We start from the raw sequence: 13,934 nt of genomic DNA on the forward strand, positions 1-13,934 counted from the left end.
TCTCTAAAATAACATGCTAAGGAGTGAAATATGAGGATAGCTTTAAAAAATAATGATCTGGAAGTTTGTTTCAAGGAGTTAGGTGGTGAGCTGACCTCTATCAAGGATCAGGAAGGTATCGAATATCTTTGGCAGGGTGATGCTCAGTATTGGAGTGGCCAAGCCCCAGTTCTCTTTCCTATCTGTGGTTCGGTTCGAAATGATACAACCATGTATCGCCCTCAAGGTGTTGGGAAGATCCCTCGCCACGGGCTGGTTCGCAAGAAAAACTTTGAGCTGGTAGAGCAAACAGAAGATCGGGTGACTTTTGGGATAGAAGATACGGAAGAAATGTATCAGCAATATCCCTATCATTTCAGATTAGAAATTTCTTATCAATTACTTGGTAAGAAGATTCAAGTAACCTATCGGGTTCACCATCTTGGTGAGGAAGGAGTCATGCCCTTTTTCGTTGGTGGCCATCCAGGATTTAATTGTCCGTTACTGGCGGATGAAGGGTTTGAAGATTACTACCTGGAATTCGAACAAGAAGAGACCTGTAGTATTCCTAAATCCTATCCAGAGACAGGCTTGCTAAATGTCTTTGATCGGACACCTTTCTTACAGCAAGAGAAAATCCTAAATCTCGATTACGATCTCTTCCAAAAGGATGCCATCACCTTAGATTGCTTACAATCAAGAAGGGTGACCCTTCGCTCTAAAAAGCACGAGAAGGGGGTAAGTCTTCATTTTCCAGATTTTTCAAACTTGATTATCTGGACAACGCCAAATAAAGGGCCATTTATCGCATTAGAACCTTGGTCTGGTTTATCCACTTCCCTTGAAGAGAGTGATTATTTGGAATATAAAAAGCAAGTTCGACTTTTGCCAGCAGGTCAAGCAGCTGAACTAAGTTTTGAAATCGAAATTTTATAGATAATAATGTTGTTGAATATAGAAGTTTCTGTATTTGATTGAAAAATGAATTAAAAGAAGGAGCATAATATGTCAGTTATTATTGGTGCGGATGCAGCAGGTATCCGCTTAAAAGAAGTAGTCAAAGAATATTTGGAAGCAGAAGGTTTCCAAGTAGTGGATGTGACAGAAGAAGGGCAAGACTTTGTCGATGTGACTTTGGCTGTCGCTAAGGAAGTCAAACAAGCAGAAGACAATCTTGGTATCGTCATTGATGCCTATGGTGCTGGTCCATTCATGGTCGCTACTAAAATTAAAGGAATGGTTGCGGCAGAAGTTTCAGATGAGCGTTCTGCCTACATGACTCGTGGCCACAACAATTCTCGCATGATCACCATGGGCGCTCAAATCGTGGGTGACCAATTGGCCAAAAATATCGCCAAAGGTTTTGTAAACGGTAAGTATGACGGCGGTCGCCACCAAATCCGTGTCGATATGCTCAACAAGATGTGCTAAGGGGAGGAGTAAACGAATGAAAATTGCAATTGGATGTGACCATATTGTCACAAATGAAAAAATGGCTGTTTCTGAATTTTTGAAATCAAAAGGTTATGAAGTTCTTGACTTCGGAACCTATGACCACGCGCGTACCCACTACCCAATTTTTGGGAAAAAAGTCGGAGAAGCAGTCGCTAGTGGTCAAGCTGATCTTGGAGTATGTATCTGTGGTACTGGTGTTGGAATTAACAACGCTGTTAACAAGGTTCCTGGAATTCGTTCAGCCTTGGTACGCGACATGACAACGGCTCTTTATGCAAAAGAAGAACTCAATGCTAATGTCATTGGTTTTGGTGGGAAAATAACCGGTGAATTGCTCATGTGTGATATCATTGAAGCTTTCATTCATGCAGAATACAAACCAAGTGAAGAAAACAAGAAATTGATTGCCAAGATTCAACATTTGGAAACCCATAATGATCACCAAGAAGATGCAGACTTCTTTACAGAATTCCTTGAAAAATGGGACCGTGGTGAATACCACGACTAAGAGGTGAGCTTATGATCTTAACTGTCACCTTGAATCCTTCCATTGATATTTCTTATCCCTTGGAAGAATTAAAGTTGGATACTGTGAATCGTGTGTCGGAAGTTTCTAAGACGGCTGGTGGTAAAGGGTTAAATGTCACCCGTGTCCTAGCTGAGAGCGGTGAAACAGTTGGAGCAACAGGTTTTGTTGGGGGGACCAATGGTCAATTCATCAAGACCCATCTTCCACGAGATGTCCAATCCTTCTTCTATGATATCCTGGGAGATACGCGGAACTGTATCGCCATCTTGCATGAAGGAAATCAAACAGAAATCTTAGAAGCGGGTCCAGAAATTATCCGGACGGAAGCTTTAGGATTCCTTCATCATTTCAAACTCCTCATGCCGACAGCGGATGTGATTGCTATTTCAGGGAGTCTTCCTACAGGGCTACCAGTGGACTATTATGCGAGCCTAATTGAGATTGCAAAAGAAGCAGGACGCAAGGTTGTACTTGATTCATCAGGCAAATCTTTAGAAGCGGTCCTTCACTCACCATTCAAACCAACGGTGATTAAACCCAATCGCGAAGAATTATCTCAACTATTAGGACGAGATGTTTCGGCGGATTTTGAGGACTTAAAAGTAGTTTTGAAAGACCCACTGTTTGAAGGAATCGAATGGATTATCGTCTCCTTAGGTGGAGATGGTGCCTTTGCCAAACATGGAGACAGCTTCTATAAGGTCGATATTCCAAAAATAGAAGTGGTCAATCCAGTGGGATCTGGAGATTCAACCGTGGCTGGGATCTCTGCTGCCCTCAGTAGCGGAAAAGATGACGCGGCCCTCTTGACCCATGCTATGGTCTTAGGGATGCTAAATGCCCAAGAAAAGATAACAGGGCATGTCAATATGGCCCACTACGATGATTTGTATCAGAATATAATTGTAAAAGAGGTATAAGATGGTATTAACAGAACAAAAACGCAACTATTTAGAAAAATTGAGCACCAAAGAGGGTGTAATCTCAGCCTTGGCCTTTGACCAACGTGGTGCCTTGAAACGCCTCATGGCTCAATATCAAGACACAGAACCAACAGTAGCTCAAATGGAAGAATTGAAGGTCTTGGTGGCTGAAGAATTGACGCCATTCGCATCTTCTATGCTCTTGGACCCTGAGTATGGACTTCCAGCAACCAAGGTCTTGGATGCAGAAGCAGGTCTCTTGTTGGCTTATGAAAAAACCGGCTACGACACTTCTAGCACTAAACGTCTGCCAGACTGCCTTAACCTTTGGTCAGCTAAACGCATCAAAGAACAGGGCGCAGATGCAGTGAAATTCTTGCTCTACTATGATGTGGATAGTGCAGAAGAACTCAACCAAGAAAAACAAGCCTATATCGAACGCATCGGTTCAGAATGTGCTGCAGAAGAAATTCCATTCTTCCTTGAAATCTTGGCTTATGATGAAACTATTGCGGATGCAGGTTCTGTAGAATATGCGAAAGTAAAACCTCGTAAGGTCATCGAAGCTATGAAAGTCTTCTCAGACCCACGCTTCAACATCGATGTCTTGAAGGTAGAAGTGCCAGTCAATGTCAAATACGTTGAAGGTTTTGGCGATGGAGAAATCGTTCATAGCCGTGAAGAAGCGGCAGCCTTCTTTAAAGAACAAGAAGAAGCAACCAACCTTCCATACATCTACTTGAGTGCCGGTGTTTCTGCAAAACTCTTCCAAGAAACCCTCGTCTTTGCCCATGAAGCAGGCGCGAACTTCAACGGGGTCCTTTGTGGTCGTGCAACTTGGGCTGGATCTGTAGAAGCCTACATCAAGAATGGGGAAGAGGCGGCTCGTGAATGGTTGCGTACCGAAGGTCGTCGCAACATTGAAGAACTCAACCAAGTCTTGGACCAAGTCGCAACTTCTTGGAAAGAGCGCATTTAATTACTTTGTTCCTAACGTATAAAATAGTCTTTCTAGCCATCTAGAAGGGCTATTTTTTTGTTTGGAGAAAGGAATCATCTTGGTCTTTCGTCAAAAATTGGTTCCCAATGTTCATAAATCTGATTAACATTTCTTTCACTATTCAAATAGCTTCTGATTTGTAAGAATTTATGTGATTATTTCACATTGCAATCGAAAATAAGAGTGTTTTACAGTATAATAGATTTATAAGAATAAAGGAGTTGGCGTATGGAAAGGATCGTATATAGAGAAGCGAGGCTAGACGAGTACAAGACGATTGGAAAAGTCTGTTCTGATGCTTTTATGAATTATCCATTTTTAACCGTCATTAAAGAAGATTTAAAAAAGCCTGAATACTTTCCGGCCTTTATTGAACTATTGCATACCTTATTAGTCAAGCTGTACATCAAAGGGGAAACTTGCTTAGTTGCTGAACGAGATGGAGAAATTATAGCAGTAGGGCTCTTGCAACAAAAAGATTTCTCAATGGTCTCTTACCTACTAAATGGAATTATCAAATTGTTCCGTTACATTAGCCCTTGGAAATTGATGAAATATCTGGACCTAGTGGAGCGTTCGGAGCAACATTTAAAAAAATCTGGAAACTTTGATTGGTATCTAATGATATTAGCTGTGAGCCCAACTGTTCAGGGTCAAGGGGTTGGTAGTCATTTTCTCCAAAACGGGATTGAACCTTACGTCAAGGCCAAAGGTTGTAAGCGTCTAGGCTTGATTACTAGTACGCAACAAAATGTCTTCTTCTATGAAAAAAATGAATTCGTCCTATTAGATTCTATGGTGCTAGATTATGGGAAACAAAGCGTTGGGAATTGGGCTTTTTTAAAGACCCTTGATGACGAATCTTAGATAATTAAAAAAAGGAGCTCTTGGGAGCTCCTTTTAGCATGCAAACAGATGATTGTTACACCATCTAGGTGTTTTTTTGTTCGGGATCTATCTTGGATTGTTGATGCTTGATATAGGTCAGTTTTTCCTCTCGGCTCTTCCGTTTAAAGAGTGCCTCGGCTGACATAGCAGCTCTTTTGTCGGGAAAAGACTCCTGGTAGATCAAGGTCACAGGAAGTCTAGGACGGGTATATTTGGCGCCTTTGCCAGCATTGTGAGTTTTGATACGGCGCTCGATATCGGTGGTGTAGCCAGTATAGAGGGTCCCATCCGCACACTGGACTACATACATATAAGCTTTAGTTTCCATAATAAATCTCATGAATCTCCGGCGTATAGCTTCCATCTTCCTCATGAATAAACAGTGGAGGAAGAATTTTTAGACCATCCCGCGATCCATCTTTAATGGCCTCAATGAGAAGCATGTTGGCATCTTTATGAACCTTGGGATAGACAAATTGAATCCGTTTGGGAGCCAGATTGAAGCGTTTCATGGTTTCGATGATATCTAAGAAGCGATCCGGACGATGCACCATGACGAGTCGGCCATTGGACTTGAGAGTCCGTTGGGCCACTTGACAAATTTGGTCCAAATTGGTGGTGATCTCGTGACGGGCTAGCAAATAATGAGGGCTCTCATTTAAATTGGAATGCTCGTCCACTTTAAAGTAGGGAGGATTACAGAGAATAAGGTCGATTTTACTACCAGGGAAATGGTGGGGCAAATTTTTTAAATCATCGGTAATCATGGACATACGGTCGGAGAGGTCATTCAATTGGATGGAACGCTCTGCCATGTCGGCGAGTCTTTCTTGTATCTCCACTCCAACGATGGTTGCTTTGGTGCGCGTGCTAGCGAAGAGTCCGACAGCGCCATTGCCGGCACAAAGATCAACAATCAGACCACGGTTGGGCAACTTAGGAAAACGTGACAAAAGGACACTATCAATAGAATAGCTAAAAACTTCTCTGTTTTGAATGATTTTCACATCGCTTGAAAATAGTTGGTTGACGCGTTCGCCGTCTTTTAATTCGATATCGTTCATGGCTCTATTATAGCATGAAAAGAGGGCGGGGAAAAGCATAGAAAGGGATAAGAAAAAATAAGGACAGAACTTTTGTTCCATCCTTATCCAAGAGTTGTTTAATCAAATTCATATTTTTGATAAATGGTCGCCAAGATGAAGATTCCCGTAAAGAGAGCCATCAAGGCAAGGTAGACTGGGAAGGTCACAGCTGTCAATGTTCCGATTTCAATCAGACCTTTCAAGTAAAAGGCAGAGAGATAGAAACCGCAGACAGAGAAGATGATTAAGAGACCTCGCCAGATATTGAGTGGCAAGCAAGCCCGAATAACGGACAAGAAGCCAATAGATCCTAACAAGTAGTAGGAAAGTGTAGACATATCCAGGCTAGACCAGCCATGATGAGCTCCCCATAAACGAACAAATAAGACGCTAAAGACAACCATCAAGGCATTTGGTAAGGCCAGATGCAAGGAGCGTTTGAGGAAGTGTTTTTCCACTGGCTTAATGTTTCGTTCAAAGGTCAAGACAAATGGTGGGAATCCTTCGACAAACTGATCAATCAGCGTAATCTGAATCGGAATAAATGGGAAAATCAACAAGTAGTTGATGTCAAAGAAAAGGGCACTTGCGATACAGATAATGGCCAGAATGAAGGAGTAGATCGTCTTAATAAAGAAGATAGGAGCAATTCGTCCAATGTTATTGACGACCCGACGACCTTCAAAGAGAATTTCTGGAACATCATTGAAGTCTGAGTTTAACAAGACGAGATTGGCAATTTGACGGGTTGCAGGATCGCCTTCGGCCATCACGATGGAGCAGTCAGCTTCTCGTAAGGCTAGGATATCATTGACCCCGTCCCCTGTCATGGCAGTGGTTCGACCAGCAGCCTTGAGGGTTTGAATCAAGAGTTTCTTTTGATGAGGAGAAACCCGTCCAAAAATGGCTGTACTTTCAGCTAGGTCCACCAACTCATCGTCCTCAATCTTAGAACAGTCAATATAACTTTCGTAGCTTTCAAAACCAGCTTCCTTAGCAATGTAAGAAACAGTGACTGGATTATCACCAGAGATGATTTTGAGATCTACATCTTGAGAGCGAAGATAATCCAAGGTTTCGGCAGCTCCTTCGCGGATTGGATCGAGGATTTCAATGACGGCGATTGCTTCTACATCACTTGGCAAAGTCAAATCATGCATATCGATGGCTTCCACACTGCGAGCTAAAATCAAGACCCGTGATCCATGGGCTTGGGCTTCCAATACCGCTGGAGGATTTTCTTTGAGGAGCATTTCTGGGGCCCCTAAATAAACGGTCCCCAAGTTGGTCAGGGTCATGGCCCCCCATTTTCGATCACTTGAAAATGGAATGATTGACTCGGCTGTATAAGCGTGTTCTAACTCGCCATATGCTTTGCGGATAGCTTGGGCAGTTGGGTTGTTATCCTCAGAATTTTGCATATAGGCAGCGAGAATAACTTCGATAGTTTCTTCAGAAAAGTGTTCAGACAGGGAGTGAATGCCTTTGACGGTCATTTTTCCTTGGGTGATGGTTCCTGTCTTATCCAAACAAAGTGTATCGACACGAGCCAAGGTTTCCACAGAGTACATCTCTTGGACCAAGACCTTGCGCATCCCTAACTTGATCACGGCTGTCAAGAGCGAGGTCACTGTCAGAAGGGCAATCCCTTTTGGTAACATGCCCAGGAGAGCAGTGGAAGAAGTAATCACAGAATCTTTCACTGGAAGCAGTTTAATCAAAAAGGCTTCACAGAAGAGGGCAATTCCAAATGGGATAATAATCTTTCCAGTAAAACTAGAGATTTTTGCGAGATTGTAGAGGATGCGAGAATTGATGGGTTTGAGAGTTTTCGCCTCTACCATCAATTTATTAGCATAGTTGTTGGCCCCCACACGTTTGACACGAGCGTAGACCTGGCCACTCGCTAAGAAGCTACCGGATAGAAGTTCATCTCCCTCTTCCTTGAGAACCAAGTCACTTTCTCCCGTCAGTATGGCTTCGTTGGCTTCAGCAACTCCCTTTTGAACGATGGCATCACTCGGAATTTGGTCTCCAGCAGATAGCTTAATCAGGTCGCCAAGGACGATTTCCTCTGGATCAATGGTTTCCTCTTCCCCGGCTCGGATGACAGTGACGAGCTCCTTACTCATCAAGTTCAATTTATCAATCATCCGTTTAGCGCGGAGCTCTGTAGCAATTCCGGATAAGGCGTTAAAGCAGATGACTGCAAAAAAGACAAGATTGTTCCAGGCTTGTACCGCAACCAAAGCGAGGGCGATCACAAAGTTCAAAGCATTAAACAAGGTGAAGACATTGCGCTTGATGATTTGCCAGGTACTGGTACTGGTATTCGCTTTAAATTCGTTGGTTTGGCCACGCTGTATTTTTTTGCGGACCTCTTCATGGGTTAATCCCTTTAATTCATTCATTTCCATAAAAACATCATATCATTTTTTTAAGAAAAAGACTAGATGCAGTCGGTTTGTTGAGTCATCAAGTTTTTGAAAAGATTTGCGGGGAAGAGAAGGATACGGTATAATGGATAAACAAGAGAATTATCAAAGGAGAAAGCATGTTTTATACCTATTTACGTGGCTTAGTGACCTTTATTTTATGGGTTCTGAATGGAAATGCTCATTACCATCATAAGGAACTGATTCCGAGTCAAGAGGAAAATTACATTCTCGTAGCTCCTCATCGAACTTGGTGGGATCCGGTCTACATGGCCTTTGCGACCAAACCCAAGCAATTTATCTTTATGGCTAAGAAGGAACTCTTTACCAATCGGATTTTTGGATGGTGGATTCGCATGTGCGGGGCTTTCCCAATTGACCGTGAAAATCCAGGTGCAGCAGCGATTAAATACCCAGTGAATATGCTCAAAAAAAGCAAGCGTTCCTTGATTATGTTTCCAAGTGGAAGTCGCCATTCTCAGGATGTTAAGGGTGGAGTTGCTGTGATTGCCAAGATGGCCAAGGTACGTATTATGCCTGTCACTTATACGGGTCCAATGACTTTGAAAGGACTAGCGACCTGTGAACGGGTTGACATGAACTTTGGGCACCCTATTGATATCTCTGATATTGCAAAAATGAATGATGAGGGAGTGGAAGAAGTTGCAAGACGAATCCAGGCTGAGTTTGATCGCTTAGATGCGGAATCTCAGGCACTGCGCAATGACCGGAAACCTTTTATCCTCATCCGTTTATTGAAGTTTTTATTGTTGCCATTTGTCTTGGTTGTCGCTTTACTGACCCTCTTGTTTAGTTATATCGCCAGTTTTGTATGGGATCCGGATAAGCATCGGAAAGACTAATGAGTTTTCGTGAGAACAAGAATGTCAAAAATCATGTGATTTTTGACATTCTTTTTTTATTTCTTCAATTTTTTACGAATTATAAAAATAAAAGGGGTATTTATGGAGACGTGGATTGAGAAGATCAAGGAATATAAACTGTTTTTAGGTTTGGCTGCCGTGGGGCTAGTGATGGGAGGAGTATTTCTCTTTTGGCCTAAGCAACCTCCACAAGCACCGGAAACTGTCATTTCCCAGTTAGAAATGGTGGATCAGGAGACTTCTCCTAAGGAAGACACAAGCCTCCCTTCTAGCTCTCAACAGAGGAGTGAGGAAAAGACGGACTCCTCTCAAGAAAAAATCATGGTGGATGTGAAGGGTGCTGTTAGGCAGGCAGGGGTCTACGAACTTCCAGTGGGGAGCCGGGTTTATGATGCTGTCCAAAAAGCAGGAGGGATGACAGACGAAGCCAACAGCCAATCCGTCAACTTAGCGCAAAAATTGGAGGATGAGTCCATCGTCTATGTTGCTAAGAATGGAGAGGAGCTAGCGCCTGTTGCGTCCGCATCTGCATCTGCTGGGGCGACCGGTGGCGAGAAGCAGTCAAAAGATGGAAAGGTCAATCTCAATACGGCAACAGAAGCAGAACTACAAACGATTTCTGGTATAGGTCAAAAGCGAGCCCAAGATATCATTGCTTATCGTGAGGAAAAAGGAAAATTTCAGTCTGTTGATGAATTGAAAAATGTTTCTGGTATTGGCCAAAAGACGCTAGAAAAGTTAAAAGAGCATGTTACAGTGGATTAGAAGTCTCAACATTCATCCATTTCATCTCACCCTGCCGGTCTTAGCTCTCTATTATTGGATCTACACGGGACACTGGCTCGCTTCGATCTTCCTTCTGGTCTTCTTCATCTTGTTTAGGAGACGCTACGATGGCAAACGATTTCTGTGCCTCATAGGGTTTCTTTCCCTCTTTGCCCTTTGTTTTGCTTTCTGGATCGAACAGGGAAAACAAGAGTCAAGCGATCATAGGGTCCCAAGGGTCATTCAGCTTTTACCGGATACCATCAAGGTGAATGGAGATGCTTTATCCTTTCGTGCCAAGTCAGGTAGCCGTACTTTTCAGGTTTTCTACCAGCTTCGGTCAGAGGAAGAACAAGCCTATTTTAAACACCTGAATCAGGGGCTAGAATTACGGATCAAAGGCGAATTGGAAACACCGACAAAACAGCGTAATTTTATGGGCTTTGATTACCAGGCTTATCTGAAAACACAAGGTATTTATCACCTTTTGAAAATCAGTCACATCCTTGAAAAGAGACCTGCTGAGCCTAGAGATTTCATAGGGTTGCTGTCTAGTTGGAGGCGAAAGGCCCTTGTATGGGTTCACCAGCATTTCCCCCAGCCCATGAGTCACTACATGACGGGCTTGCTTTTTGGTTTTTTAGATGTAGAGTTTGAAGAAATGAGCCAGTTATATTCGAACTTGGGGATTATTCATCTGTTTGCCTTGTCGGGCATGCAGGTTGCCTTCTTCCTAGATGCCTTTCGGCGCTTCTTTCTCCGCTTGGGACTGGAGCAGGAAAAGGTTGCCTACCTCCTCTATCCATTTTCGCTTCTATATGCTGGAATGACAGGCTTTTCGGTTTCGGTCGTTCGAAGCCTCTTACAGAAACTCCTGGCCCAGGCTGGGCTCAAAGGAATGGAAAATATGGGAGTCACTCTCCTTTTATTACTCCTTCTTTTACCGTCCTCCTTGTTGACTGCTGGAGGTCTCTTATCCTGCGCCTACGCCTTTATATTGACGCTAACCTCTTCCGAAGAGGAGAAGGAGGGAATCCGAAAAGTCATCAAGGAGAGTCTAGTGTTAACGCTAGGGGTTCTTCCTTTTCTCATTTTTTTCTTTGGAGAATACCAACCCTGGTCCCTTCCTCTAACCTTTTTTTTTTCTCTCTTGTTTGACCTTCTGTTGTTGCCAGGACTGAGTATCGTTTTTCTCCTCTCTTTTCTGTATCCCTTGACTTTCTGGAATCCTTTCTTTGTCTGGATGGAAAAAAGTATGGAGTATCTAGCGAGCTTCACTAGTCAATCCTTGGTTTTCGGGCAGCCAAGTATTTATTATTTCATCTTGCTCTTGTGCTTGCTAGCTTGTCTCTATGAGATGCGAAAGGTTAAGAAATGGAGATACCTGTTCCTACTCTTAGTATGCTCTGTATTTGCCCTTGTGAAGCATCCTTTAGAAAATGAGATTACCATCATTGATATTGGTCAAGGTGATAGTATTTTGCTACGTGATTGGCGTGGGAAAACCATCCTAATTGATACAGGAGGAAAAGTGGACTTTGGCCAAAAGGAGGCATGGAAGAAGCGAAGGTCTACTAGCAATGCAGAACGGACCCTGCTTCCCTATCTCAAGAGCAGGGGGATTGACCAGATTGATCATATGATTCTCACGCATACTGACACAGATCACATGGGAGATTTGGAAGTGCTTGCGACTAAGGTTAGGATAAAGGAAATAAATATTTCTAAGGGAAGTTTAAAAAAAGACTCTTTTGTCCGTCTGCTCAAACGATTGAACTTACCGGTAAAAACGTTGGAGGCTGGTGATCAATTGTCGATCTTTGATGGGCGTGCAGAAGTCCTCTATCCGGTAGAAGTAGGAGATGGGAGTAATAATGATTCCATTGTTCTTTATGGCCGCTTTTATGGGTGGTCCTTCCTTTTTACAGGAGATTTAGAAGAAGAAGGGGAAAAGACCTTGTTAGCCCGTTATCCTCAACTGCGCGTAGATGTCCTAAAAGCAGGCCACCATGGTTCTAAGGGATCTTCTCACCCTGCCTTCTTAGAGAAAATCCAAGCAAAAATTGCCTTGATATCTGCGGGCGAAAAAAATCGTTACCAGCATCCTCATCAGGAAACCTTGGAGCGCTTCAAAGAGTTGCAGATGACTGTTTTTCGTACAGACCAGCAAGGAGCGATTCGTTTTAGAGGGTGGAATCAGTGGACGATTGAAACCGTTCGATAAGAGCTGTTTGATTTCTAGCTTGAAAATTGCTATGATAAAGTCAAGGAAATGAGGTTACAAGTATGAAATCATTACAGTTGTTTTGGATGCAATATGCTGATTTTTCAAGAAAATCAGATAGAAAAGAATTTTGGATTAGCCAAGCCTGGCATTTATTATTTACCAGTCCATTTTGGATTTACCAATTGGTCTTACTCTTTTCAAATTCGAAATCAGAGGAAGACGTGATTCCCTTGACCGGGATGGACGTTTCAGCTTGGTTCAGCATCTTTTTTCTCCTTTATCTCTATCTTATTTTTGTTCCCCAGCAAGCAGTAGTCGTTCGGCGATTGAGAGATGCGGGTCTTCATTGGTCGTTGATTTTCCTATTTCTAGGCCCTATCTTGCTCTACCTTTTATCTCCTATTTCCATTTTTCTAGTCTTAGCTCTTGCGGGTTTGCTTTGTTTGGCATGTCTCTTGGTCCTTCCAAGTGCTAGACTTGCACAACAGGATCAGAATGCTTCTCCAGGATTTGATTCGACGAGTCCCGTGGTCTCATTGCCAAGTATGCCTTCCTATTTGGTGGATCCCAATAGTTTTTCAGCTATTCCCCAGATTGTTTCGGCTCCACCAACACCACTAGAGAAAGCACCGCTTGAAAAGAAAATGGAATCGGAACAGACCGAGCATCAGTTTAGAGAGTGGAATGAGGTACCTTCAGAACATGCAGGCTTTACAAACAATTAAAAAAATCAGTGCTGAGAACCTTCCTTCAATCCTGGTTTTATCAGGGGATGACATCGGTCAGTTTGAGTGGATGAAAGAGCAACTTTTAAAGAAAGTTGGCTACGATTCATCTGATTTGAACTATTCCTATTTTGACATGAAGGAAACAGCTTATTCAGAGGTCGAGCTTGACTTGGTTAGCCTTCCATTTTTTGCGGATGAAAAAATAGTGATTTTGGATCATTTTGTCGATGTGACGACCGCAAAAAAAAGATACCTGACAGATGATGAATTGCAGTCCTTTGAAGGATACTTATCGGCACCTTTAGAAACGACTCGCTTGATTGTTTTTGCGGAAGGAAAACTGGATAGCAAGCGAAGAATTGTCAAGCTCTTAAAACGGGATGCCCAGTTACTGGAAGCGACTGAATTAAAGGAACAGGAGTTGCGTGCCCATTTCACGGAAGAGATCAAGTCTCTAGGGCTAGCGATTGATTCACAAGCCTTCGACCAACTTTTGATCAAATCTGGCTTTGATTTTAGTGAGATTCAGAAAAACTTGGAGTTTCTTAAAAACTATAAGGGATCCTCAAGCATTACCATCTCAGATATTGAAGAGGCTATTCCAAAGACACTCCAGGATAATCTGTTTGATCTGATCCAGATGATTCTAAAGAAACAAATTGATTCCGCCCGCAGTTTGGTCAAGGACCTTCGGCTACAAGGAGAGGATGAAATCAAGCTTTTGGCCATTTTATTGAGTCAGTTCCGTATTTACACACAGGTCAAGCTGTTGAAGCAAGAGGGACGAACAGAATCCCAAATCGTTTCAGACCTATCAGAGCTGACCGGTCGTAAAGTAAATCCCTATCAAGTCAAATTTGCTCTAAGAGATAGTAGAGGGATATCTTTAAGCTATTTGGAGCAAGCGCTTTGTCTGTTGATTGATACCGATTTCCAAATGAAATCAGGAACCTATGAGAAAGATTATCTATTTGATTTGGCTTTGCTAAAGTTGGCCAACCCATCTGTGTAAGCAGAATAGTTGAATAAATTGGAT

General features: G+C 42.7%; 14 protein-coding genes. 11 read left to right on the forward strand and 3 right to left on the reverse strand.

The annotated features are described in order from the left end of the window. Positions 1-30 precede the first annotated feature (30 nt). From I2D56_RS05570 to I2D56_RS05595, 6 genes are all read left to right on the forward strand, one after another. The gene (locus I2D56_RS05570) at positions 31-915 is read left to right on the forward strand and encodes an aldose 1-epimerase family protein (protein ID WP_195348162.1); all 885 of its coding nucleotides are present in this window, start codon (positions 31-33) and stop codon (positions 913-915) included. Positions 916-984: 69 nt separating this feature from the next. Next, on the forward strand, positions 985-1,410 hold the full coding sequence (gene lacA / locus I2D56_RS05575; protein ID WP_023026584.1) for a galactose-6-phosphate isomerase subunit LacA: 426 nt from the start codon (positions 985-987) through the stop codon (positions 1,408-1,410). Positions 1,411-1,426: 16 nt separating this feature from the next. Further along, positions 1,427-1,942, forward strand: coding sequence for a galactose-6-phosphate isomerase subunit LacB (lacB, locus tag I2D56_RS05580; protein WP_023022658.1), 516 nt, complete (start codon positions 1,427-1,429; stop codon positions 1,940-1,942). 11 nt (positions 1,943-1,953) lie between these two features. Next, positions 1,954-2,883 (forward strand): tagatose-6-phosphate kinase, encoded by a 930-nt coding sequence (locus I2D56_RS05585; protein WP_023022660.1) that lies wholly within the window; start codon positions 1,954-1,956, stop codon positions 2,881-2,883. 1 nt (position 2,884) lies between these two features. After that, positions 2,885-3,865 (forward strand): tagatose-bisphosphate aldolase, encoded by a 981-nt coding sequence (gene lacD / locus I2D56_RS05590; protein ID WP_023022661.1) that lies wholly within the window; start codon positions 2,885-2,887, stop codon positions 3,863-3,865. Positions 3,866-4,114: 249 nt separating this feature from the next. Next, positions 4,115-4,753: a GNAT family N-acetyltransferase gene (locus tag I2D56_RS05595; RefSeq protein WP_195348163.1), complete on the forward strand. Its 639-nt coding sequence runs from the start codon at positions 4,115-4,117 to the stop codon at positions 4,751-4,753. 64 nt (positions 4,754-4,817) lie between these two features. Here I2D56_RS05595 and I2D56_RS05600 read toward each other — a convergent pair whose 3' ends face one another. The 3 genes from I2D56_RS05600 to I2D56_RS05610 form a co-directional block, all read right to left on the reverse strand. Then, a complete protein-coding gene (locus tag I2D56_RS05600; RefSeq protein WP_048717147.1) occupies positions 4,818-5,102 on the reverse strand; it encodes a GIY-YIG nuclease family protein in 285 nt (94 codons plus the stop codon). After that, on the reverse strand, positions 5,092-5,838 hold the full coding sequence (locus I2D56_RS05605) for a tRNA1(Val) (adenine(37)-N6)-methyltransferase (protein WP_061563751.1): 747 nt from the start codon (positions 5,836-5,838) through the stop codon (positions 5,092-5,094). The genes I2D56_RS05600 and I2D56_RS05605 overlap by 11 nt, the downstream gene beginning before the upstream one ends. Positions 5,839-5,936: 98 nt before the next feature. Further along, on the reverse strand, positions 5,937-8,276 hold the full coding sequence (locus I2D56_RS05610; RefSeq protein WP_195348164.1) for a cation-translocating P-type ATPase: 2,340 nt from the start codon (positions 8,274-8,276) through the stop codon (positions 5,937-5,939). A 137-nt stretch (positions 8,277-8,413) separates the two neighbouring features. Between I2D56_RS05610 and I2D56_RS05615 the strand changes: the two genes are divergently transcribed. The 5 genes from I2D56_RS05615 (at position 8,414) to holA (ending at position 13,910) form a co-directional block, all read left to right on the forward strand. Then, positions 8,414-9,157: a lysophospholipid acyltransferase family protein gene (locus I2D56_RS05615; RefSeq protein WP_154852376.1), complete on the forward strand. Its 744-nt coding sequence runs from the start codon at positions 8,414-8,416 to the stop codon at positions 9,155-9,157. A 102-nt stretch (positions 9,158-9,259) separates the two neighbouring features. After that, a complete protein-coding gene (locus I2D56_RS05620) occupies positions 9,260-9,943 on the forward strand; it encodes a helix-hairpin-helix domain-containing protein (RefSeq protein ID WP_195348165.1) in 684 nt (227 codons plus the stop codon). Beyond that, entirely contained in the window at positions 9,927-12,167 is a 2,241-nt protein-coding gene (locus I2D56_RS05625; RefSeq protein WP_195348166.1) for a DNA internalization-related competence protein ComEC/Rec2, read from the forward strand. Before I2D56_RS05620 ends, I2D56_RS05625 begins: the two co-directional genes overlap by 17 nt. Before the next feature lie 62 nt (positions 12,168-12,229). Then, the gene (locus tag I2D56_RS05630; protein ID WP_195348167.1) at positions 12,230-12,895 is read left to right on the forward strand and encodes a DUF805 domain-containing protein; all 666 of its coding nucleotides are present in this window, start codon (positions 12,230-12,232) and stop codon (positions 12,893-12,895) included. Then, a complete protein-coding gene (gene holA, locus I2D56_RS05635; protein WP_195348197.1) occupies positions 12,873-13,910 on the forward strand; it encodes a DNA polymerase III subunit delta in 1,038 nt (345 codons plus the stop codon). The genes I2D56_RS05630 and holA overlap by 23 nt, the downstream gene beginning before the upstream one ends. Positions 13,911-13,934: the final 24 nt, after the last annotated feature.

The organism is Streptococcus australis, from assembly GCF_015553625.1.
Lineage (GTDB): Bacteria > Bacillota > Bacilli > Lactobacillales > Streptococcaceae > Streptococcus > Streptococcus australis_B.